The sequence below is a fragment of the Chryseobacterium takakiae genome, assembly GCF_900129385.1.
Classification (GTDB): Bacteria; Bacteroidota; Bacteroidia; order Flavobacteriales; family Weeksellaceae; genus Chryseobacterium; species Chryseobacterium takakiae.
This window is the reverse complement of sequence record NZ_FQVO01000002.1, coordinates 353,446-376,306: the sequence shown is the minus strand read 5'-3', so window position 1 is coordinate 376,306 and position 22,861 is coordinate 353,446. Positions and strand designations below refer to the sequence as shown.

Annotated in this window: 20 protein-coding genes; 11 read left to right on the top strand and 9 right to left on the bottom strand. The window is 36.4% G+C overall.

The window, feature by feature from the left end:
* Positions 1–186: 186 nt before the first annotated feature.
* Both BUA76_RS04810 and BUA76_RS04805 read right to left on the bottom strand, forming a co-directional pair.
* Positions 187–477 (bottom strand): hypothetical protein, encoded by a 291-nt coding sequence (locus BUA76_RS04810; RefSeq protein ID WP_072883667.1) that lies wholly within the window; start codon positions 475–477, stop codon positions 187–189.
* Between the two features lie 126 nt (positions 478–603).
* Positions 604–1,044 (bottom strand): hypothetical protein, encoded by a 441-nt coding sequence (locus tag BUA76_RS04805; protein WP_072883710.1) that lies wholly within the window; start codon positions 1,042–1,044, stop codon positions 604–606.
* 233 nt (positions 1,045–1,277) lie between these two features.
* On the opposite strand from BUA76_RS04805, the gene BUA76_RS04800 reads away from it, so the two are divergent.
* From BUA76_RS04800 to BUA76_RS04765, 8 genes are all read left to right on the top strand, one after another.
* Positions 1,278–1,817 carry a YMGG-like glycine zipper-containing protein gene (locus BUA76_RS04800; RefSeq protein ID WP_072883666.1) on the top strand — a complete coding sequence of 180 codons (540 nt, stop codon included), beginning with the start codon at positions 1,278–1,280 and terminating at the stop codon, positions 1,815–1,817.
* Between the two features lie 52 nt (positions 1,818–1,869).
* Positions 1,870–3,513 carry an LIC_10190 family membrane protein gene (locus BUA76_RS04795; RefSeq protein ID WP_072883665.1) on the top strand — a complete coding sequence of 548 codons (1,644 nt, stop codon included), beginning with the start codon at positions 1,870–1,872 and terminating at the stop codon, positions 3,511–3,513.
* Positions 3,514–3,554: 41 nt separating this feature from the next.
* Complete coding sequence (gene aroC, locus BUA76_RS04790; RefSeq protein ID WP_072883664.1) at positions 3,555–4,625, top strand: chorismate synthase; 1,071 nt, start codon at positions 3,555–3,557, stop codon at positions 4,623–4,625.
* A gap of 11 nt (positions 4,626–4,636) precedes the next feature.
* Positions 4,637–5,200: a thioredoxin family protein gene (locus tag BUA76_RS04785; protein ID WP_072883663.1), complete on the top strand. Its 564-nt coding sequence runs from the start codon at positions 4,637–4,639 to the stop codon at positions 5,198–5,200.
* A 42-nt stretch (positions 5,201–5,242) separates the two neighbouring features.
* The gene (locus BUA76_RS04780) at positions 5,243–5,782 is read left to right on the top strand and encodes a TlpA family protein disulfide reductase (RefSeq protein ID WP_072883662.1); all 540 of its coding nucleotides are present in this window, start codon (positions 5,243–5,245) and stop codon (positions 5,780–5,782) included.
* Positions 5,783–5,864: 82 nt separating this feature from the next.
* Positions 5,865–6,212, top strand: coding sequence for a YkvA family protein (locus tag BUA76_RS04775; protein ID WP_072883709.1), 348 nt, complete (start codon positions 5,865–5,867; stop codon positions 6,210–6,212).
* A gap of 147 nt (positions 6,213–6,359) precedes the next feature.
* On the top strand, positions 6,360–7,739 hold the full coding sequence (gene pyrF, locus BUA76_RS04770) for an orotidine-5'-phosphate decarboxylase (protein WP_072883661.1): 1,380 nt from the start codon (positions 6,360–6,362) through the stop codon (positions 7,737–7,739).
* Positions 7,740–7,797: 58 nt separating this feature from the next.
* Positions 7,798–10,614, top strand: coding sequence for a gluzincin family metallopeptidase (locus tag BUA76_RS04765; protein WP_072883660.1), 2,817 nt, complete (start codon positions 7,798–7,800; stop codon positions 10,612–10,614).
* A 67-nt stretch (positions 10,615–10,681) separates the two neighbouring features.
* On the opposite strand, the gene BUA76_RS04760 is transcribed toward BUA76_RS04765, so the two are convergent.
* A complete protein-coding gene (locus tag BUA76_RS04760; protein WP_072883659.1) occupies positions 10,682–11,539 on the bottom strand; it encodes a lamin tail domain-containing protein in 858 nt (285 codons plus the stop codon).
* A 158-nt stretch (positions 11,540–11,697) separates the two neighbouring features.
* Positions 11,698–12,531, bottom strand: coding sequence for a lamin tail domain-containing protein (locus BUA76_RS04755; RefSeq protein ID WP_072883658.1), 834 nt, complete (start codon positions 12,529–12,531; stop codon positions 11,698–11,700).
* 186 nt (positions 12,532–12,717) lie between these two features.
* On the opposite strand from BUA76_RS04755, the gene BUA76_RS04750 reads away from it, so the two are divergent.
* The 3 genes from BUA76_RS04750 (at position 12,718) to dusB (ending at position 18,245) form a co-directional block, all read left to right on the top strand.
* Positions 12,718–15,930, top strand: a complete 3,213-nt coding sequence (locus tag BUA76_RS04750) for a hypothetical protein (RefSeq protein ID WP_072883657.1) — start codon at positions 12,718–12,720, stop codon at positions 15,928–15,930.
* Positions 15,931–16,140: 210 nt separating this feature from the next.
* Positions 16,141–17,160 carry a T9SS type A sorting domain-containing protein gene (locus BUA76_RS04745; protein WP_072883656.1) on the top strand — a complete coding sequence of 340 codons (1,020 nt, stop codon included), beginning with the start codon at positions 16,141–16,143 and terminating at the stop codon, positions 17,158–17,160.
* Between the two features lie 86 nt (positions 17,161–17,246).
* Positions 17,247–18,245: a tRNA dihydrouridine synthase DusB gene (gene dusB / locus BUA76_RS04740; RefSeq protein WP_072883655.1), complete on the top strand. Its 999-nt coding sequence runs from the start codon at positions 17,247–17,249 to the stop codon at positions 18,243–18,245.
* A 56-nt stretch (positions 18,246–18,301) separates the two neighbouring features.
* On the opposite strand, the gene deoC is transcribed toward dusB, so the two are convergent.
* The 5 genes from deoC to BUA76_RS04715 form a co-directional block, all read right to left on the bottom strand.
* Positions 18,302–19,048: a deoxyribose-phosphate aldolase gene (gene deoC / locus BUA76_RS04735; protein ID WP_072883654.1), complete on the bottom strand. Its 747-nt coding sequence runs from the start codon at positions 19,046–19,048 to the stop codon at positions 18,302–18,304.
* A gap of 2 nt (positions 19,049–19,050) precedes the next feature.
* Positions 19,051–19,521 (bottom strand): Lrp/AsnC ligand binding domain-containing protein, encoded by a 471-nt coding sequence (locus BUA76_RS04730; protein WP_029295841.1) that lies wholly within the window; start codon positions 19,519–19,521, stop codon positions 19,051–19,053.
* 33 nt (positions 19,522–19,554) lie between these two features.
* A complete protein-coding gene (locus BUA76_RS04725; RefSeq protein ID WP_072883653.1) occupies positions 19,555–20,487 on the bottom strand; it encodes an endonuclease/exonuclease/phosphatase family protein in 933 nt (310 codons plus the stop codon).
* Between the two features lie 377 nt (positions 20,488–20,864).
* Entirely contained in the window at positions 20,865–21,536 is a 672-nt protein-coding gene (trmD, locus tag BUA76_RS04720; protein WP_072883652.1) for a tRNA (guanosine(37)-N1)-methyltransferase TrmD, read from the bottom strand.
* A complete protein-coding gene (locus tag BUA76_RS04715) occupies positions 21,533–22,795 on the bottom strand; it encodes an NAD(P)/FAD-dependent oxidoreductase (protein WP_072883651.1) in 1,263 nt (420 codons plus the stop codon). The genes trmD and BUA76_RS04715 overlap by 4 nt, the downstream gene beginning before the upstream one ends.
* Positions 22,796–22,861 lie beyond the last annotated feature (66 nt).

Sequence of the window (22,861 nt, the reverse complement as noted above, 5' to 3'; positions counted from 1 at the left end):
TATAGAATCAATTAATTTAATTCTGTAGTAAAGTTAAATATGAAACCAATCAATATTTATGATTGGAATCACAAAAAACCAATTCTTCTTATTTTAAAACATTTGAAATTAAATTATAAAAACAAAACTCCTCAAGGGTCGTGAGGAGTTTTAAAAAAAGGGTATATGGGGTCTAAAAAAGTGTCATTATCTCGCGGAATCCGTTCTGGTACCTGAAGAACTCTGAGTTCCCCTGTTGGATCCTGTATTCTGATTAGGGTTTGTAGCTTGGTTTCCTGTCCCGCTTCCCTGGTTCATTGTACTGTCTCTAACACTTGCTGTGGTATCCATTGCCGTTCCGGTTGTTGTATTATCAGGAGTCATTGTTCCTGTACCGGCAGAATCACTCATCGAGTTGTTTTCATTCTGCGTTTGCTCCTTTTTGCAGCTTACCGCAAAAAGACTTATTCCTAGCATTAATAGCATTACTTTTTTCATATAAAAATTTTTTGGTGTCTGATATTGGGTCAAAATTATATACAAAACCTAAATAATAATATGAGTGAGATCATAATATTGCAAAATACCTGAAATTTTATAAAATTTTCTCTGCAATACGTTAAACTATTCTTCCCAGATAATAGGAATATATATCGTAATATAGCCATCACCATCCACCTGATCATAAGACACTATCCCCGTAACAGAGCCATATCCTACCCAGCCACCCTGCCCTTGCATTGCCGTAAAGGTATAAGTCCCCTCAGGAATTCCTTCATAATATTGTGGTAATGTCTGAAAACCTCCACCTGCATACGTTTCGAAAGACTCACCGGTAATGGTATTGGTAGCAACAAAACTTCCCACGTCATAGCTGCCGGAAAGAGTTTTGGTACCATTCTGTGAGATCAGTCCATAACGGATCGTGTAAGTTTGAGTTTTAGAAATTTCTTTTTTAGCTACAGGAATATTTTTATCCTGAGCTATAAAATCATCGTTGGATGAACATCCGTTAAGCATCGCCAGTAATAGAGGCAGCATTAATTTAAAAGTTATATTTTTCATATTAATAAGATTTGGAGCGATAAAATTACCCATTTTATATTAATTCAACACAAAGAGAAAATTAATTAAAAGTTATATTTATAAAGCCTTTATTAATGCGTATTTAGCAAACATATCAGGATGTTTTTAATATTTTTTTTAAAATTTTAACATTACTTAACTGACTATTGGCGTCATAATTGAAAATACTATTGCGTCAAAGCTGGTCTTTGAGACCTATTAAAATTTGAATTATGAAAACTATAGTGTTAACAGGATTATTATCAGTATTTGCACTGACGGCCTGTAAAAAAGATGATCAGATAGCCGAAAAATCTCTGGAGCAGCAAAAGATGGAATTCCAGATGAGACAATTGGAAATAGAAAAGCAAAAATTAGCTATTGAAAAAGAAAAAATAGCTTACGAAACGCAAAAAAAAGCAGACAGTATTGCTGAAGTTGAGAAAGCTAAAACAGCTGCTGCCAATGCGAAGCCTCAGGTAATCAGAGAAACGCATACGGTTTACAGAGACAGACCTAGCTCAAGCTCTAGCAATGGATCTTATGCCAATAATGGAACAAGTGCGTCTCAGGGTACAACGCAGAAAAAAGGAATGAGTGAAGCTGCTAAAGGAACTATTATTGGTGCTGTCGGCGGTGCTGCTTTGGGAGCGATTGTTAACAAGAAAAGTCCGGGTGCCGGTGCCGCTATTGGTGGTGTAATTGGTGGTGCCACAGGTTACACTTTAGGTAGAGCGCAGGACAGAAAAAGCGGAAGAGTACAGCCACGTTAATTATTTTTTACGATAACATAGAAAGATTGCTTATTTTTAAGCAATCTTTTTTATGCTGTTAATGCTCCTTTCCACAGTCATTCTGATCCCCTCCTTTATGGGATGGGGACAGATAATACATTATGTATTAACACCTTACATCAAAGGAGTCGCGGGTTATGCTTTATCAGGAATTTTAGTATTGAGCATTATCTTCACTATACTTTCATTTTTTACGCCTTTAAATTTTTACGTAGAAATCCCCTCCATATTTATAGGTCTTTTATTTTTTTTTAAAGACCATTTGTATAAAAAGTTCCGCGCATTTTCTCAAAAAGATTGTATCATAATTGTTACCGCTTCAATAATCATTATCTTTTGCTCATCTTTCTATCCTTTTGTTTTGGACCATTACGGTTATTATGCCCCCACCATCAAATGGCTTAATGAATACGGAATGGTAAAAGGCATTTCAAATCTGGATATTACTTTGGGACAAATGTCGGTCTGGCACATATTTCAAGCTGGATTCTCTAATTTTTCAGATCCTTTTTTAAGAATCAATTCCATATTGCTTATTGTATATATCTTGTATATCATTGAAGAAAAGAGCTGGATACAATTATGCATTATTCCGGTTCTGCTGTTGTTTTCCCAATCGCCGAGTCCTGATTTACCGGTAATTGTATTTTCTTTAATTATTTTAAATGAAATCATGAAAGGAAATAGTTCAGCAGTTTCATTATTTGTCTTTTCATCATTTGTTTTCATAATAAAACCAACCATGATATGGCTTCCTATTCTGGGGTTTTTATATTCAACTTTTATAATTAAATCAAAGTTCAACAGTGTATTGCCAGGACTTGCTATCATTCTGTTTTTTTTTATTAAAAATATATACACCTTCGGATATCCCATTTTTCCAGTCGCTCTCCCGAATTTAGGAGTACACTGGCAGCCCAATCCTGAGATTCTCAAAATATCTTCCCGGTTTGCCATTCAGAAGACCTATGACATGCAATATTCTTATGAAGAAATCAGGAATTTTTCTGCTATAGATTATATTAGAAACTGGTTTCTTTTAGAGGGAATCAAATCAAAAATCAATATACTTTTTATAGTAAGCCTCCTCCTATTTATTGTTTTTGCCATCATTAAAAAGAACAAGATCATTACTTTAATTTGTGTATCTCTTATCATTAAAAGCATTCTTGTACTTTTGTTTTCAGCGCAGTACAGATTCTTCATCGATGTTTTTTTTGTAATTTTCTTAGTTTTTTTGGCAGGTTGCTTTAACAGGAAAACATCTCTTGCACTATTTTTTGTTCTGAACATGATTATCATCAGCTTTTTAATGATGCCTGATATTCTCAAAACTTATCTTCCAAATTTCAGGCCCGGAAGTTTTATGGGCAAATATGAAATAAAACAACTGTACAAACCTTCTGCCTATCATTACAATAATTTCAACTCTTACAAAATCGGTAATTTAAAGTTTAATGTTTCAAAAAATTATCCCTATAATTTTGATACGCAACTTCCCGCTATTTCTGAAAGTTATATTTACAGTAATATTAAAGCAGGAATCTTCCCACAGCTGGCAGATGAAGAAAATATACATCATGGGTTTATCTGGAAAAAATTAACCCCGATACAAAAAACAGAAGCGGAAAAAGTAATGTATTCCATAAAAAAAACCTATCAACAGAACAGATAACCTTCATTTCAAATCTGGATAAAAAGCCGTAAATTTGTAGTATGTTAAATACTTTAGGTAATCTTCTCAGCCTTACAACATTCGGAGAAAGCCATGGTTCCGCATACGGCGGAATCATCAACAATTTCCCGGCAGGAATTCAGGTTGATGTTGATCAAATACAATATGAACTGGGCCGCAGAAAACCGGGACAGTCTGCGATCGTAACTCAAAGGAAAGAAAGTGACACGGTGCAGTTTCTTTCAGGTATTTTTGATGGAAAAACAACAGGAACTCCCATTGGTTTTATCATCGAAAATGAAAATCAGAAATCAAAGGATTACGATCATATTGCACAATCTTACCGTCCGAGCCATGCCGATTTTACATATGATCAAAAGTACGGACTGAGGGATTATCGCGGCGGCGGAAAATCTTCTGCAAGAGAGACCATGAACTGGGTGGTTGCCGGAGCTTTAGCAAAACAGTTGTTATCCGACATCGAAATCAATGCTTACGTTTCTTCCGTAGGTGAAATTTTCTGTGAAAAACCTTACCAGGCCCTCGACTTTTCAAAAACGGAAAGTAATGAAGTACGGTGTCCTGATCCGGAAACGGCAGAAAAAATGATCGAAAGAATTAAAGAGATTAAAAAAGAAGGAAATACCATTGGTGGCACCATTACCTGTGTCATCAAAAATGTTCCGGTAGGAATTGGCGAACCGGTTTTTTCAAAACTCCAGGCCGAACTGGCCAAAGCGATGATGAACATTAATGCGGCCAAGGGATTTGAATACGGAAGCGGTTTCTGTGGTGCTAAAATGACAGGAAAAGATCATAATGATCTTTTTAACGAAGACTTTACTACCAGATCAAATCTTTCAGGGGGAATTCAAGGGGGAATTTCAAACGGAATGGACATCTATTTCCGCGTAGCCTTCAAGCCGGTAGCAACGATTTTGAGACCGCAGGAAAGTGTAGATAAAAACGGAAATCCGGTAATTGTAGAAGGAAAAGGGCGTCATGATCCTTGTGTGCTTCCAAGGGCCGTCCCGGTGGTGGAAAGCCTGGCAGCATTCGTTCTGGCAGATCTCTTCCTGATTAATAAAACAAGAAATATCAACAATTTTTAATATAAATAGTAATGAAAAATTACTGGGACCAAAGCATCTCTTTTGAAGAGTATGTGAAAACGGGAAGACAAAGATTAGAAAACCCTGCCAATCAGCAGGAAGCAGATTATAAACAATATTACGAACTGGGACTTCAAAGAATCGACAGAACCTTAAAGAAATATGTTCCGGATGAAAATCAGCTGAAAGAGCTTGAAGCCAAAAATTTTGATGGTAAAATACTGATCATCTCCGAAGTATGGTGTGGTGATGCGAGCGCTACGGTGCCGGCTTTGGTTAAATTTTTTGAGGGCAGAAATGAAGTGCGTATTTTCCTGAGAGACAGCGACAAAAGTTTAATCAGCCAGTTTTTGACAAACGGAACAGAATCAATCCCTAAAGTGATTATCATGGATAAAGATTTTCAGATTAAAAATTCATGGGGACCGCGTCCGAAATTCGGGACAGAATTATTAATGAAATATAAAGCTGATCCTGTGGCTTATCCTAAAGATCTTTTTTATAATGACCTTCAGATTTATTACGCCAAAAACAGAGGAAAGGATGCTGTTCAGGAAATTTTGGAATTGTTGTAATTTAATCGTTAATTTACCCGTTCATTTTTTTTAAGATTTGAAATGAAAAAAAATATAATTTACTTTGTTTTAATCGCTATCATTGCGGTAATCGCTTTTGTTCCGGGCGTGAAGGAAAAACTGCAGGATACTTTTTTTCCTATTGCCACCATTGAAAATGCAGTACATGTCACAGAAGAAGATTACGACATTGATTTGCAGGGAATCAATGTTCCGAGCACCAATCTCAAAACTTTTAAAAACAAAGCGGTGTTTCTGAATTTCTGGGGAACATGGTGTCCGCCGTGCAGAAAAGAATGGCCTTCGATACAGAAACTTTATGACACCCGAAAAGAACATGTAGACTTCGTGCTTATCGCAATGAATGATCAGGAAGATGCCGTAAGAAAGTTTTTGAAAGAAAATAATTATACTGTTCCCGTTTACATTGCACAAAGCCCCATTTCAGAAAAAATACTTCCGAAAGTGTTCCCAACAACTTACCTTCTTGATAAAGACGGAAGAATCATTATTAAAGAAGATGCTTCAAGAGACTGGAATACAGAATCTGTACACCAGTTTATTGATAATATTATCAAATAATTTTTTAACGTTCCATAAGACTTCATTGGTACAGAATTTGTGAATTATGTACCGTTGTAGAATTATTAAAATTAAACACAAAATGAAATATTCAAAATTAAGTCTGGCAAAAGAAGCCATCAATCACAAAGGTTTTGTGAAAAAAATTCCCGACATTTTCAGAATGGTAAGGATGTGGAGAAAAGGAGAATATCCAATGAGATCCATTGATATTATTCTTCCGCTTCTAGGGGTATTGTACATCATCTCACCAATTGATCTGCTTCCGGAAGTTGCCGTCCCTGTAATCGGAGTGCTGGATGATCTGGCCGTTTTATCGCTTACTATCCCGAAACTGATTAAAGAAGTAGATAAATTCCTTCTTTGGGAAGCCGAAAGACAATACAGTAAAGACAATACAAAAGTAATCAATGCTGAAATCGTAAAATAAAAACATCCTTTCGGGTGTTTTTTTGTGAATAAAATCTCTCTACTTTATTATAATTAATGATAAAAACTCACAATTCATTTACGAAGTAAAATTCACAATTGACTTTCAACATCATTTCCTTAAATTTGCAACATCTAATAAAAAATAATGGAAAGTAAAAAAGAATTCTTTTTAGAGTGTTATAAGCTTGGCATCATCAAATTCGGAAGATTTACATTAAAAAGTGGTATTGAAAGTCCTTTTTATGTAGACTTAAGACCATTGGCTTCAGATCCGAAAATCCTAAAAAACCTGGCCAATTATTTACTGGACATGCTTCCTTTGGATAATTTTGATCTGATCTGCGGAGTTCCTTATGCTGCCCTTCCTATGGCTACAGCAATGTCTCTGGAAAGTTATATTCCATTAATTATAAAAAGAAAAGAAGCCAAAAACTACGGTACCAAAAAGCTGATCGAAGGGATTTACCAGAAAGGACAAAACTGCCTTTTGGTGGAAGATGTAATTACTTCAGGAAAATCTTTAATTGAAACCATCGCTGAAGTTGAGCAGGAAGATATCAAAGTTGCCGATATTGTAGTCGTTCTGGACAGGGAACAAGGTGGAAAAGAGCTTCTTGAAAGCAGAGGATACAGAGTTCACACCCTTTTTAATATTTCAGAAGTATGTTCTATTCTCTGGGAAAATGGAGAATTATCAGATGATGAAGTGAAAAGAATTCAGGATTTCCTGCAGGGAAATCACATTCAGTTTGAAGAAGTCACAAGAGCTTCTTATGAACAAAAGCTCAGCACGGCACAGCATTCCGTTTCTAAAAAACTGTTGGAAACAGCATTGACAAAACAATCCAATCTTATCGCTTCTGCCGATGTTACCACTACTCAGGAATTATTGGACCTTGCACAAAAAGTAGGTCCTCATGTGATTGCTTTAAAAACGCATATCGACATTATATCTGATTTTGAGTATGAAAAAACAATTACTCCTCTGAAAGCATTGGCTGCAGAACATAATTTCCTGCTTATGGAAGACAGAAAATTTGCAGACATTGGTAATACCCAGGAATTACAGTTCACAAGCGGCGTATTTAAAATTACAGACTGGGCAGATTTTGTAACCTCTCAGGTTATCGGAGGGTTTGAATCTTTAGACTGTTTTAAAAATGTAGGTGTTGTTGCCATCATCGGAATGTCTTCAAAAGGTACCTTAACCACAAGTGCTTATCGTGAAGAAGCACTAAAGATCGCGGCTTCCCATCCTAATGTAATCGGTGGTGTTTCCCAAAACCCGCTTCCGGAAGAAATGCTGCTATTCACGCCGGGTGTAAATCTGGCAGATTCCGGCGACGGTAAAGGGCAGCAGTACAATACACCTGAACATGTATTCAAAACACTCCACACCGATTTTATCATTGTAGGAAGAGGTATTTACAAGGCTGAAAATCCGGCAGAAGCTGCCGTAATGTATAAAAATGAAGGATGGAAAGCCTACTTGAATTCTCTTGAAAAAAAACTAACTCAAAGTTAATTTAAATATTAGAGGACTTTCTGTAAAATAAGTTATATTTGAACCATATCACAGTTAATTGAGAAATATTTGCATTGGCCTTTTTTTGTTTCTGGGTGTTGTAGAAGTATCTGCACAGAAAGACAGTATTTATATAGAAGCAAAACTGTCATCAGACAAAAAACTGCTGCAAGTAAATGAGGAGCTGGTTTATTATAACAATTCTAAAGCTGCTCTGAGTACAGTAAAACTTTTAAACTGGGTATCTTCATATAATAAAAGAGGAACATCATTGGTTTACCGAAAGCTGGAAGACCGCAATACCGATCTTCACTTTGCAGAAAAAAAAGAGCTCGGGAAATTACTCAATTTAAAAATTCAGGAATCCGAACAGGAAATTCCAATCACTGCTATTTCGGAGGAAAATATTTTTTTACCCTTGAAAAAAGTACTGCAGCCCGGAGAACAGGTAAAATTAAAACTGCAATATGAAATTCAGCTTCCCGACAAAAAGTTTACGGGATACGGAACTTCAGATAAAAATGTAGCATTAAAATATTTCTTTATTGTTCCGGATCGTTTTGATCCGGACAATGTTTCCAAAAGAGATTATCATGACATCGAAGAATCCGTAAGCTTCAATACGTACTGGAGTATTAATTTTGATCTGCCTGTTAATTATTTTATCGAAAGTAATCTTCAGCAGTTTCAGATGAATTCTTTCAGGGGATATCTTGACTCTGATCCCGAATTTCTCATTTCACAAAATGAATATCCATCAATCATCATAAACAATGATGATATTAAAACTGAAATAAAGTTCGGATATAATTTAACACCGGAAGAAAAACAAAACCTGGAATTTTATCTGCCGCTTCACCTGAAATTTATCAAAGACAGGATAGGAACTATTCCTCAGAGAATTTTTATATCAGATAAATTCAGAGCTAAAGAAGATTTTTTCGGAAATAATGATATTACATTCTGGAAGTTCAGATTTCAGCTTTTTAATGACGCACAAAAAACCGATCTTGATTATTTCGGGATTGTGGCTAAAAAAGTATTGGATGAAAGCATTATAACCGATAAACAGAATGATCACTGGTTTAAAAACGGACTGAAATCTTATCTTGAAATTCAATATTTGAAGAAATTTTATGGTGATACAAAACTCCTTGGCAGCTTACCGGAAACCAAAATTTTCGGGATCAAACCGCTAAAGCTGTTTTACGCTTCGGATGTAAAGCTGATTGAGCGCTACGGGCTTACTTACCAATACATCATGTCCCAGAACCTTGATCAGAAAATTGATGAAAAGTATACAGTTCTTAGCAACTTTAATGATATGGCCATCAGCAGTTTTGAAACCGGAACCTTATTCAATTATTCGGCGGATAAAATGGGTTATGAGAATTTTGACAGCCTGGTTCAGAAATTCATTGCAAAAAATACAGACAAGCAGGTTAATCCCGATGATTTTATAAAAGAATTAGCCGAGCAGGATAAGAGAACAACTTATCTGGCTGGCTTTTTACAACACAAAAACAGGGTAAATTTTAAACTTAAAAGGTTTCGGAAAGAGGGGGATTCTCTCCATATAAAAATTAATAAAAATACACCAGCCAATATTCCCGTAAAACTACAGACAGAATCTAAAGAAGGAGATACAAAACAATACTGGGTAGAAACGGAAGAAAACGAAAAAACAAAAACGTTTTCAATTCCTGCCGAAAATATCAACAAAATCACCCTGAATGATGATTACATTTTCCCGGAAGCCAATTACAGGGACAATTTTCTCTATGCTAAAGGATTTTTTTCCAATATGAGAAAAATCAAACTGAAGCTGATTAAAGATATTCCAAATCCGGAATTCAATGAAATCTATATCAGTCCGAGGGTTCGTTTCAGCAATACATATGATAAATTCCTGATTGGGTTCAACTTTAAGAATCAGTCTTTTTTTGACCAAAAATTCTTATATTCTTTTACACCGACATACAGTACAGGAACAGGTAAACTTACCGGATCCGGAGCTGTTAACTACTCTTTTCTCCCGGCAGAAAGCATCTTTAGAAGCATTACCTTCGGAGTTTCAGGATCATATTTTCATTATGATTATGATCTGGCTTACAGCAAAGGTTCTGTTTATTCCAATTTTAATTTCAGAAAAAATCCAAGAAGTACCGTAAGCAGAAGTGTGGGAATTTCTTACAATTATTTTGAGAGAGACCTCAGCCCATTGATGATTGCCAATAATGATTATGACAAATACAATCTTTGGAGTGTGGGTTACGGATACAACGACAGCCAGAGCATTCATGAGAAAAGCCTTGGGGTAAACACCCAGTGGATGGAAGATTTCCACAAAGTGACTGCAGAAGGTTTTTACCGTTGGGAATTTGCTCCTAGACAAAAACTAAGCGTCCGTCTTTTTGCAGGATATTTTATTAAAAACAATACGAGGAATAATACTTTTAATTACGGAATTTCCAGAGTTTCGGATTATTCTTTCTCCTATAATCTGTTAGGGCAAAGCGCAACCGGAGGTATCCTTTCACAACAATATATTCTGGCTGATGGGGGGTTCAAATCTTTCATTCCGGGAACCGTCAACAAGTGGATTACTTCTGTAAACGTAGACACCAGTGTCTGGAAAATTTTCCATATTTATGCTGATGCGGGTATATACGACAATAAAAATCAATCTACCAAATTTATTTGGGACAGCGGTGTAAAGGTGCGTGTCATTCCGGATTTTCTTGAAATCTATTTTCCGATACAGTCATCACTTGGTTTTGAACCTGGATTTAAAGATTACGGAAGGCGCATCCGATATACGTTGATTCTTAATCTGAGTTCAATTATCAATGCAGCAAGACGCGGTTGGTATTAATTAAACTTTACAATAAAAAATGCCTCAGAGTTAATCCGAGGCACTGATGTTTTTTAGATTCTATAAATTAATCTTTCAGGATTTTCTGTGAAACCGGTTCGTTATTAACAGTACCTGTTACAATATAACTTCCTTTTTGCAGCTCATCAACATTTAATGAACCATTTTCTCTAACGGAAGCTGTTTTTACAACCTGCCCCATCATATTGTATACTTTTACGTCTTTGACATCCGCTCCAAAAACAATTTCGCTGTTTTTCACGAAAGTATTCTTGATGAAATTAGGGCGCACCGCATTAGCAGATATATCACTCACCGCTAAGGTTCCTCCCTGCGGAGTAGGCAATCCAATGGTGAAATCCACATTATTGTTGTTGGTATCGCCTGAAACTCTGGTAATGGAATTCAGAATAGTTGGTGACGGTGCAGCTCCTGCTCCTTCATACTGATTAGCTGTTCCGTATCCTACAAAATCCAAAACATTGGAAGCCGTAGGACCCGTAACCTGCGTTGCATTGCTTGCCAGCGCAACTTTTCCGGAGGTAAGCCCTATCCCTAGTCCTGCACCTACAATCGGACCGGAACCATCGAAGTTCAATACAACATTAACCACAAGGTTGGGGTTAACAAGATTGATCAATCCTCCGCCGTCACCGCCTTCCTGGATGAGATAAGTTTGTCCCGGAGGTAAAGTGATGGTTGGTAATGTGTGATACTGTGTAAATGCTCCTGTAGCGGAACCGTACTGAATGGTTGCACCCGTTAAGGTTGCTGTTGAATTGCCAATGTTTTTCAACTCTATGAAATCATTTGTTAAAGTGGCACCTAAAATCCCACCGCCTGTATAAATTTCATTAATTACAATCTGTGCGTACGAAAACGCTGTCATCGAGACAAGCCCGATAAAAGTAAATGCTTTTTTCATAATCAAGTGATTTATGGTTCAGCAAAACACCAACAAAATAAATGCCAAATAATCACTCATATACCACATTTTTTGTGAAAAAAGTATAAATATGGTATTTATTTAACAAAAAAAAGACTACTTCAGAAAGTAGTCTTTGTATATTGTAAAAGATTTTATTAGTCTTTTAAAATCTTTTGAGAAACTGGCTTATTATTTACCGTACCTGTTACAATATAATTTCCTTTTTGTAGTTCAGCAACGCTTAAAGACTCGTTTGCCTTTACAGATGCTGTTTTAACAACCTGCCCATACATATTATAAACCTTTACATCATTTGCCTGAGCACCAAATGTAATTTCTTCATTTTTCACAAAAGTATTTTTAATGAAGTTTCCTTTGGTTCTAGATAAATCAGCAACAGCTAAACTACCTGAGTTTGAATTTTGAGGAGTAGGCGTACCCGCAGTAAAATCAGCACCATTATTATTGGTATCCCCTGAAGTTCTTGCAATAGAAGTTGTATTAGACGGTGCTGGCGCAGCAGCAGATCCTTCATAATAACTAGCAGTAGAACCGTAACCTAAAAAATCAATTACATTAGAACTTGTTGCGGATGTAGGTGCCGTGCTATCAGTCGTTAGAGCAAGCTTTCCTGCTGTTCCTGATAAATTAATAGTTCCTACCGCATCTGGTGACGGTAGATCAGTTCCCGCAGTACCGGCACTTCCTTCCTGAAGAAGATACGTTTGGCCCGGAGCTAATGTTATGGTAGGCAATGCATGATTACTGTTTCCACCGTTAAAAGTACCGGCTGCGGAAGCATACTGCAAATATGCACCCGTTAAAGTTATAGAAGTTGAACCAATGTTTTTTAATTCTACAAAATCATACTTGTATAAAATAGCAGAATTGCTTCCACCACCAGCTCCATAAATTTCATTAATTACAATTTGTGCATTTGCAAAAGCAGATACAGCAATTATACCCAAAACTGTAAAGATTTTTTTCATGACTTCAAGATTTAATTATTAATAATTTACAGGCCAAAATTACATCAATTTTTCGTCACAATACAATATTAGAGTTAATTTTTTGTTAATAATACTAAAACCCTTTATATAAACTATTTTTAAGTATTTTTACCGATTATTTCTAAAGGCTTGCGGAATTATATTCTGATATTCGTGTTGTTTTTAATGGGCATATTCTCGGGAAATGCACAGATATTCACATGGAAAAATCCTAACCTTCCGCAGGATAGCCTCAAACAGGACAGCATTATACAAGACAGCATTCTCGCTGCAAGATTTGAGCAGGACATTTTTGCCAAAGACACCATGGATTTTGTGAAAACCAGCAACAGAATTATTGTGGATGAAGCTGTTCTTGCGAGGAATGACAAGAAAAGATTTTTAGGAGAGCTAAATTCTAAAGGTTCCATTATAAGAGGAATTACTTTCGGGAACAACCAGGGACAGTCGGTACAAAGTTCAATGGACCTTCAGATTTCCGGGAGACTTTCTAAAGATGTAACTATTCTTGCGAGCATCTCTGATCATAATTTGCCTATTCAGGCAGACGGATATACCCAAACCCTTGAAGAATTCGACAAGATTTACATGCAGCTTAATATTAAGGATAAATCCATCCTCAGAGCCGGACATCTTGATCTTGTTGAAGCCAAAAACTATTTTGCAAAATATCAGCGGCGGAGCATGGGAATTGAGTTCCAGACGGAATTTGGTAAAGATAATAAAACATTTGCTGATGTTTCCATGGGTGTTGCGCGAAGTGAATTCCACAGAATCCGTTTTCAGGGTGTTGAAGGAAACCAGGGACCTTACCGTCTGACAGGAAAAAACGGCGAACAGTTTATCACCCTGATCTCCGGATCAGAACAGGTTTTTATTGATGGTATTCTTATGAAGCGCGGAGAAAACCAGGATTATATCATCAATTATAATACAGGTGAAGTAACCTTTACCAGCTTCCGTCCTATTTTCCAGCAGAATTTTATTACGATTTCCTATAATTATACCAATAGGAATTATTCAAGATATTTATTCACCGGAAAAGTTGAGCATAAAAGAGAAAAACTAAAACTGGGGCTTAATTGGTTCATGGAAAATGATAATAAAAATGCTCCGCTGGCACTGAATCTTTCTCAGGAAGACCAACAAATCCTTGCCAATGCAGGAAACGATCCGAACCTGATGTATGCTCCCTCCGGCGTGGCGACAGAATATGATGTCAACAAAATCCTTTACCGCCAGGTGCAGGATCCTTCCGGAAATTATTACCAGTTTTCAACAGACGCCACACAGACTCTTTATACCGTATCATTTACCTATTTCGGGGCAAATCTCGGTGATTATAAGATAACACAAACTACCAATAACGGAAGAGTTTTTGAATATGTAGGGCCTAACATGGGTGATTACCGTGCCGTAAGAAAACTTCCTTCTCCCGAAAAATCCCAGGTCTTTTCCTTCAATTCCGAATATGCATTAAAAGATGGGAAAATTGGAGCAGATATTTCATTAAGCAACTATGACGTCAATCTTTTTTCTTCTAAAGATTCTGATCAGAATATTGGATACGCATGGCGAATTTTCGGAAATAAAACCTTTACCAAAAACAACTGGAAAGGAACTCCTAATTTTGAATATCAGTATATCGATAAACAGTTCCATATTTTAGACAGGATTAATGATGTTGAATTCTCCAGAGATTTCAACCTTGCACAGGAATTCAGCGGAAGAACACAAAACAGGTTTATCTTTAGCTTTTTAAATAAATGGAATAATAAATCCACACTTAATTACAGAATTAATTACCTTGATGAGCAGGATTCTTATAAAGGGATAAAAAATGATCTCGATTTTGGCTGGATCAGCGGAAAGTTCTTCACCAAAGGAAATTTATCTTATCTTAACACCAATGCGGTACTTCAGGATACAAAATTCATAAGAGGAGGTGTATCAACAGAATATACCTGCAAGAAAGGAAGCTGGGCTTTGGGAGGAAGCATGGAACATAATGAAAAGAAATACAATGACACACAGCTTATGGATGTCACAAGTTTCAGCTGGAGAGAAATTTTCGTACAGAAAAAAATCGGCGACAGTGCCCGCACAAAATTGCTCACTAAAATGTACATGAGAGACAACGACTCGGTGCGCGACAACAGACTTCAGAACATGAACAATATTTTAGGATTCATGGCTGAAAGCCAAATCATTAAAACAGAGAAAACAACACTGAACGCACTTCTCCACTACCGTAAGTTTTTCTATCAGAATCAGGAGTCGGATGCTTCCAGAAACAATGATTTTGTGGTAGGAAACATTCTTTATAACCAACAGCTTTTCAGAAACGGAATGAGACTGCAGGCTTTCTATGAACTTGGAAACGGGCAGGAAGCACAAAGAGAATTCCAATATATAAAAGTAACTGACGGACAGGGTATTTATAAATGGACAGATTATAACGGGGATGGCATTCAGCAGCTTGATGAATTTGAAATTGCAGAATATTCTGATCTTGCGCAGTATATCAGGATTTACACGAATTCCGTAAGATATGTTCCTTCCAATAAAAATAAAATACAGCTGGCGTTATTTGTGAATCCTTCTGTTGTTTTTAATTCTGAAAATAAATTCCTGAAACGCTGGAACTTTAATATTTCACTGAATTCCCAGAACTCCTTTTACAAAAGGGAGAAAGTTCTGGTATTAAATCCTTTTGAAAAAAATGACGATCAGATCCTCAAAAACCAGAACATTTTGGCTTCCGCACAGTTCAGCCCTACTGAAAAATCCGGATGGAACGGAAATTATCGCTTTATATCCAACGACAATCTCATCAATGCCAATTTCAGTAATGAAGAACGCGAGCAAATCTCACACTTTTTAAACATCGGATATTGGTTTAATAAAGAATTCAGGATCGACTGGGAAAACTCCGTCCATGATATCCGAAACTCTTCACAATTGTTTGCCACCAGAGACTACCGTCTGAATAATTTTGAAACAAAACCGAAAGCAACTTATAAATTTACAGACGCTATTCAGGCTGAGCTTTCTTCTGCCTTCCGCCAGAAAGACAGAGTGGATGGAGAGGAACTTTTAAAAGCATTTGATATCACCGGAACCATACAGTGGGAACGGAGAAAAACATCGATCAGGGGCAATTTTTCATTTATCAACAACGATTTTACGGGAAATAATTTCAGTATTGTCGGAAATCAGATGCTGGACGGTCTGAAGCCAGGAAAAAACCAGGTTTGGAGTGTTTTCATTCAGCAGGCGCTTAATTCTTTCATTCAGCTCAACTTAAATTACGAAGGAAGAAATTCCGGGGACAGAACCATTCATATCGGAAGCATGCAGGTAAAAGCAAGTTTTTAATTCAGAAAATTTATTATTTTAAACAATTTATTTGGCAAGATTAATAAACTTCATCATTAGTCCTTTAAAAGTTAATTTATTTAATTGTCGTTGCATTTTAAATTAAATAATTCTCACCATAAGCACTATAAAATTATAAATAAAACAAACAAACCACCCCTATTTAAAATAATTTTATATTTTTGCTAAAATAATTTAAAAAAAATACATATGAAAAAATTTTTATTTATGACCTGTGCATTGATGACCCAGGCCTTAAGCGCACAATTACTATTAAATGATGACCTCAGTACTTTAACGACAAGCCAGCTAAGCGGACAGGGAAGCTGGACAAACAGCTCAAGCACAAACGGAGGCGGTGCCTGTGCCGGATTTGGATGCACCAATACCCAAGTAGCGGCTTTTTCTCAAAGTTACTCCAATTACGGTTCGGCTATCAATTCTGCAAGGACAATTCCGAATCAGGATGCTGTGGGAAGAAACTTTACACCTATGGCTATGCCTGCTGATGGCAATACGTTTTACTTTTCTTTTCTGGTAAATGCAAGTACAGTTCCTTCAACAACGCCTGGAGATTTTATAAGGGTATTGAGCGGAGGCTCATCCAATACAGCAATCAGGATTCTCTTTCAGAACGCTACCGGAGGATTTAGGGTAGGCGGATCAAAAAATACAGGTACCAATACCTATTCCACTACGGTTTTACCACTTAATACAACGCATTTAGTCGTGGTTAAATATACCTATAATCCAGGAAGTACAACAGATGATGTAATGTCGATATACCTCAATCCTTCATCTGCAGCAGAACCTGGAACAGCAGATCTTACCATCTCCAGCGGAAATGATTACGCAAGTACCCTGAATCTTGACCGCTTTTTTATAAGAACAAATACCACCAGTATTCCTACATCAAATATTACATTCTTTAAGGCAGCTAAGACTTATAATGAGCTATTCTCAACAGTTTTGGGAACATCTGAATCTCTAAAGAGCAAAAAAGAAGTACTAATTCTTGAAAATCCTGTAAACGGATCACTCAAAATAAAACTACCGGAATATTATAACAGTAAGAAAACAACAGTTACAGTTTTCGATACTGCCGGAAGAAAAGTCATTGCCGAGGACTATTCTGAAAACATTAATGTTTCTTATTTACAGAAAGGTTTTTATACAGTAGAAATATCAGACGGCAAAGAAAGATTTTCCTCTAAGCTCATCAAAAAGTAATTAATTTTTAGAACATCATAACTGATAATAAATCCTTTACTGAGAATAAAGGATTTATTTTTTTGAAAAAGTTGTAAATTTGCAGCATGATTAAAATTGGCAATATAGAACTGCCGGAATTTCCGCTTTTACTGGCACCGATGGAAGATGTAAGCGATCCGCCTTTCAGAAGATTATGCAAAATGCATGGTGCAGATTTGATGTACTCTGAGTTTATCTCTTCGGAAGGGTTAATTCGTGATGCGATTAAAAGCAGAAAAAAACTGGACATTTTCGACTATGAGCGTCCTGTAGGAATCCAGATTTTTGGCGGAGATGAAGAAGCAATGGCCATGTCGGCAAGAATCGTAGAAACGGTAAACCCAGATCTTGTTGATATTAATTTCGGATGTCCTGTAAAAAAGGTAGTCTGCAAAGGCGCAGGAGCAGGAGTTTTAAAAGACATTGATTTAATGGTTCGCCTTACAAAAGCGGTTGTACGCTCAACAAGTTTACCGGTAACCGTTAAAACACGTTTAGGCTGGGACAGCACTTCCATCAATATCGATGAAGTAGCCGAACGTCTTCAGGAAACAGGGATCAAAGCCTTAACAATTCATGCAAGAACGCGTGCACAGATGTATAAAGGGGAGGCTGACTGGGAGCATATTTCAAGAATCAAACAAAATCCTAATATTGAGATTCCTATCTTTGGTAATGGTGACATCGATTCCCCTGAAAAAGCGTTGGAATACAAACAAAAATATGCCTGCGACGGTATTATGATCGGAAGGGCGGCCATCGGTTATCCGTGGATTTTTAATGAAATTAAACATTTTTTTAAAACAGGAGAACATCTTCCGGCACCTACGATTGAAGACCGTTTACTGGCAGTTCGCCAACATGCAGAATGGAGTGCAGAATGGAAAGGCGAAAGATTGGGTCTGGTTGAAATGAGACAGCATTACAGCAATTATTTCCGGGGCGTTCCTCATTTTAAAGATTTCAGGAAGAAATTTTTAGAAGTATTTACTTTACAGGAAATGGATGCGTTAATCAAAGAAACGCAGGAATTCTATATGGAATATTTAGCTCAACAGGCATAAAATAAAAAAACCATCACTAAACTGATGGTTTTTATTTTAAGTGATATTTTTAAAAATTAATATCCTTCCGAAGCCGACTGGTTTTTAATCAAAGCCAACGCAGAGGAAGTTCCGATTCTTTTGACTCCCATGTTGATCATTTTTTCGGCGTCTTCCGGAGTTCTTACGCCACCAGCTGCTTTTACAGGCAGTTTTCCTGCATTATCCAGCATGATTTTTATCCCCTCAAATGTTGCACCATTTGGTTTTCCGTCTTGGGTTTCATAAAAACCTGTTGAAGATTTCACAAAAATTTTAGACCATTCATTTTCAGGAAAATGCTCTTCTGACCAAGTGGAGATACTTTTGGTAAGATCAGCGATTTGCTCATCCGTTAAAGCTGCAATTTCAATAATCCACTTTGCTATTTTATGGTGTTCCAGACATAGCTGAGTGCATTTTATAAACTCATCTTTTACCAGATCCAAATCTCCTTTTAAATAAGCATTGTAGTTGATCACAAAATCCAGCTCATCTGCTCCATCCGCAATCGCTTTTTCAGCTTCTGCAAGTTTTTCGTCTACAGAATACGTTCCTTCATGAAAACCGATAACTGTTCCTACTACAACATCTGAATTCCTTTCAAGAATATACTTTTTGATTTCCGAAACATAATTCGGACGGATCATTACGGCAAAAATACCGTTATCAATTGCCTCCTTTGCCAGATCTTTATCTTTCTGTAATGTTTCTTGTTCTGAAAGTCCCGACTGTGAAGGAGTTTTCAGGTAGGTTGAATCCAAATATTGTGCAATGTTCATGATGTTTATACTTTCAGTTGTCTGTAAATACCCTGTTCCAAAGATATGAAAGTTTCTGTTCTTGTAACCCCTTTCAGTTTCTGAAGTTTACTTAAAATCTGCATCAGGTGGTCATTATCTTTACAGAGTACCTTCAGGAAAATGGTGTAATTTCCTGTGGTATAGTGCGCTTCCACTACCTCATTAATTTCCTTTAAGGCTTTAACCATGTCAGGATAATGACTTGGTTTGTCGAGGAATACACCAATGTACGAAATAACTTTATATCCTATCTTTTTAGGATTAAGAAATGAAATTGAATTTTCAATCACCCCTGCCTGCTCCAGTTTTTTAATTCTCTGGTGAACCGCAGTTGTGGAAATCCCTACTCCTTTGGAAATATGAGCAAGTGATGTTTTGGAATTATCCATCAGCATGTAAATAATTTCCTTGTCGATTGAATCCAATTGATAGCTTGTGTTGTCTGAATTTTTCATTCTCTACTTAAATTTATGTTTTTTCACATTTGTTTATACTTTACCTAGCGAAACGTAGACCGGGAAATGATCACTGTAACCGCCAAGATACCTTGTTCCGGCATAAGTACGGAACGGCCTTCCCTCAAAATTCTTGTCACGGCAGCTGATTTTTCCGGGTTTAAATATTCCGGCATTTTGAAAAGAAAGCATATTATCTTCTTTAAAAAAAGATTCAGATAATAGGATCTGATCAAACAACAGCCCGGATTTGTAATGAAAAGTAGAATAATTTCCTGTAGAAAACAACTGCTGAAAAGGATTTTCCAAGACCTTTTCGTAGGAATTGTCATAGAGAATTTTTACTAAATTTTCATCATCTGGGTTTTCGTTGAAATCTCCGCACAGAATTACGTTTTCATCAGCATTTATGAGATCCAGAATCCGTCTTTGGATTTCATTGAGTATAAAAATCCTTTTGGGCCTGTTAATATCTTTTTCGCGTTTAGAGGGAAGATGGGCGATAAAGACATTGATAATCTCTTCTTTATACTTCAATACTGAATAGAGTACATCTCTTGTTGTATCGTAGTTTTCTATGTTTTTGTTTTCATTTTCAAAGAAGAAGGTAATAGCTTCAGAGTCTATTATTTCAACTTTATTTTTATCATACAGCATTGCAACATCAACTTTTCTTTCATCTCTGGAATTGTAATGTACAATACCATATCCTGAATTGAACGGCTGCATCCGTATGAGATCTTCCAGCACCTGCTTTCCGGAAACTTCTGAAAGACCTATAATAAAGGGAAGCGTACCATTTTCTTCCTTTATCAGCTGAAAAACGTGTGCAATTTTATAGAGCTTATTTTTATATTTTCTTTCGTTCCAATTCCGTAATCCTGAAATTGTAGGATCAAGTTTATGCCTTGGTTCCGGATCTGGCAGGAATAAATTTTCAACATTATAAAAACTGAACAGTTCCATCAACACGCTTTTCTAATTATTAAAATTTTCATTTTAACTTTCAGGATGTAAATTTATTATTTTATTTAATAAATCATTAATTATTTCGCAATTTTTTTTCATGAATTTTATATTTAAATAATTAAAATTCATGAAAAAATCTTAAGACATAAAACCATTAAAAGTTAAAAATTTAAATATTATTATTTATTTCAGAACATTATTTTATATAATTTAACAACCAAAATTAAATTAAATAAGAATAAAATAAACCGTATATCAGAAATACAATTAATTTTTTAACCAATCCATAAATATAAACAAAAAATATTCCTATGTTGCATTATAAGCTTAATATAAAATCTTTAAATAGTAATAAATTCTATAATTTGGCTTTTTTAAAGTAAATCGGGCCGTTTTTCTTGGGTAATTCTTACGGCTTCATCATGACGCCATTCTTCGATTTTCGCAAAATTACCGCTCAAAAGAATTTTTGGTACTTCCAGGCCTTTATAGACTTCAGGTCTTGTATAAATGGGAGGAGAAAGCAGATCATCCTGAAAACTGTCTGTTAAAGCACTTTGCTCATCATTCAGAACACCTGGAAGCAAACGGATTACCGAATCTGCAAGCACGCATGCGGCAAGCTCACCACCGGTAAGCACATAATCTCCGATGGAAATTTCTTTGGTAATATGAAGATCCCTAACGCGCTGGTCAATTCCCTTATAATGACCACATAAGAAGATAAGATTCTGTTTAATAGAAAGCGTATTGGCAATTTTCTGGTTTAAGGTAACACCATCCGGCGTAAGATAAATAACTTCATCATATTGTCTCTGAGACTTTAGTTCAGAAATACAGTTATCCAGCGGTTCCACCATCATCACCATTCCTGCTCCGCCGCCATAAGGCTCATCATCAATCTGCCGGTGTTTATTGATTGCCCAGTCTCTCAGGTGATGAAAATGCACTTCCACCAGTCCTTTATCCATGGCTCTTTTTAAAATAGATGTTTTAAAAGGGCTTTCCATCAGTTCCGGAAGCACACTTATGATATCAATTCTCATTGTAAAGTTTCGTTTTTCTTATTCGGCGAAATTATTAATCGCAAGGAAGAATCTTTGTTGAAATAGCTCCACATCCAGTTGAAGAATACGGCAAGCTTATTTCTGACGCTCAAAATTAACATTAAATGTAAGAACATCCAGAAAAACCACGCCAGAAATCCCTGAAATTTGATAAAGGGCAGATCTACAACCGCTCTATGCTTACCAATTGTAGCCAGGGAACCTTTATCTTCATATTCGTATTCTTTCCAGTCGGAGGTATTTTTTTTAAGAAGGTTTTTGCCTAAATTTCTCGCCTGGGTAATTGCAACGTTTGCCACCTGAGGATGCCCCTGAGGATATTTCGGAGTTTCCATATAGGCAATATCTCCTATGGCAAAGATGTTGTCGTAGCCTTTAATTTTGTTGTACCGGTCGGTAATATATCGGTTTCTGATCAGTTTTTCCTGAGGAAAGCCATCAATAACATTTCCTGTAACGCCGGCTGCCCAGATCACGTTATTGGAAGGGATTGTCTTTCCACTTTTCATATACACTTTATCGCCATCGTAATCAGTAACGTATTCCTGACTTAAAAATGTAACACCGAGATCTTTTAAATATTCTTCCGACTTATTCTGTGCTTCGGGGCTCATTACGGCAAGCGGCTTTTCCGTAGAACTTACCAGAATAATCTCAAGATGATTAAAGTTCATATACGGATAGTCTCTAGGAAGAATTTCTTTTTTCATTTCGGCAAAAGCACCCGCCAGTTCTACACCCGTGGGACCGCTTCCTACGATGACAATATTCCAGTTCCCGTCATCACTGCGGCTTTTTTCCAGGATCAGTTTTTCAAAAGTCATCAGAACATGATTTCTGATACTGATGGCCTCCTGGGTATTTTTCATTCCGAAAGCTTTACTTTCCAAATCTTTATTTCCGAAAAAATTGGTTTTACAGCCTGTGGCGATTATGAGTTTATCATAGCTGAAGTCTGCTTCATCGGTAATTACTTTATTATTGACGGTATCAATTTCTTTTACTTCCGTAAGCCGGAACTGTGTATTTCTGGAACGCTGAAAAATTTTCCTGAACGGAAAAGAAATATTGGATGGCTCAATCCTTCCGCACGCTACCTGATAGAAAAGAGGCTGAAACATATGATGGTTTACCCGGTCTAAAACAAGTACTTTTTTGTTTTTATTATTTAATGTTTTCGCAAGTTGCAGCCCCGCAAAACCTCCTCCTATAACGATGATCTTTTCGCGTGTTTCCATAGTACACAAATTTACTGATTTTATTTTAGCATTTCGCAGCGAAAAAAGTTAGTTTTGCAAAACTTT

What these genes read in the sequence shown, in the direction of transcription:
- BUA76_RS04810 (WP_072883667.1), bottom strand. Translation starts at nt 477, where the DNA reads ATGAAAAAAGTAATGCTATTAATGCTAGGAATAAGTCTTTTTGCGGTA.
- BUA76_RS04805 (WP_072883710.1), bottom strand. Translation starts at nt 1,044, where the DNA reads ATGAAAAATATAACTTTTAAATTAATGCTGCCTCTATTACTGGCGATG.
- BUA76_RS04800 (WP_072883666.1), top strand. Translation starts at nt 1,278, where the DNA reads ATGAAAACTATAGTGTTAACAGGATTATTATCAGTATTTGCACTGACG.
- BUA76_RS04795 (WP_072883665.1), top strand. Translation starts at nt 1,870, where the DNA reads ATGCTGTTAATGCTCCTTTCCACAGTCATTCTGATCCCCTCCTTTATG.
- aroC (WP_072883664.1), top strand. Translation starts at nt 3,555, where the DNA reads ATGTTAAATACTTTAGGTAATCTTCTCAGCCTTACAACATTCGGAGAA.
- BUA76_RS04785 (WP_072883663.1), top strand. Translation starts at nt 4,637, where the DNA reads ATGAAAAATTACTGGGACCAAAGCATCTCTTTTGAAGAGTATGTGAAA.
- BUA76_RS04780 (WP_072883662.1), top strand. Translation starts at nt 5,243, where the DNA reads ATGAAAAAAAATATAATTTACTTTGTTTTAATCGCTATCATTGCGGTA.
- BUA76_RS04775 (WP_072883709.1), top strand. Translation starts at nt 5,865, where the DNA reads ATGAAATATTCAAAATTAAGTCTGGCAAAAGAAGCCATCAATCACAAA.
- pyrF (WP_072883661.1), top strand. Translation starts at nt 6,360, where the DNA reads ATGGAAAGTAAAAAAGAATTCTTTTTAGAGTGTTATAAGCTTGGCATC.
- BUA76_RS04760 (WP_072883659.1), bottom strand. Translation starts at nt 11,539, where the DNA reads ATGAAAAAAGCATTTACTTTTATCGGGCTTGTCTCGATGACAGCGTTT.
- BUA76_RS04755 (WP_072883658.1), bottom strand. Translation starts at nt 12,531, where the DNA reads ATGAAAAAAATCTTTACAGTTTTGGGTATAATTGCTGTATCTGCTTTT.
- BUA76_RS04750 (WP_072883657.1), top strand. Translation starts at nt 12,718, where the DNA reads ATGGGCATATTCTCGGGAAATGCACAGATATTCACATGGAAAAATCCT.
- BUA76_RS04745 (WP_072883656.1), top strand. Translation starts at nt 16,141, where the DNA reads ATGAAAAAATTTTTATTTATGACCTGTGCATTGATGACCCAGGCCTTA.
- dusB (WP_072883655.1), top strand. Translation starts at nt 17,247, where the DNA reads ATGATTAAAATTGGCAATATAGAACTGCCGGAATTTCCGCTTTTACTG.
- BUA76_RS04730 (WP_029295841.1), bottom strand. Translation starts at nt 19,521, where the DNA reads ATGAAAAATTCAGACAACACAAGCTATCAATTGGATTCAATCGACAAG.
- BUA76_RS04725 (WP_072883653.1), bottom strand. Translation starts at nt 20,487, where the DNA reads ATGGAACTGTTCAGTTTTTATAATGTTGAAAATTTATTCCTGCCAGAT.
- trmD (WP_072883652.1), bottom strand. Translation starts at nt 21,536, where the DNA reads ATGAGAATTGATATCATAAGTGTGCTTCCGGAACTGATGGAAAGCCCT.
- BUA76_RS04715 (WP_072883651.1), bottom strand. Translation starts at nt 22,795, where the DNA reads ATGGAAACACGCGAAAAGATCATCGTTATAGGAGGAGGTTTTGCGGGG.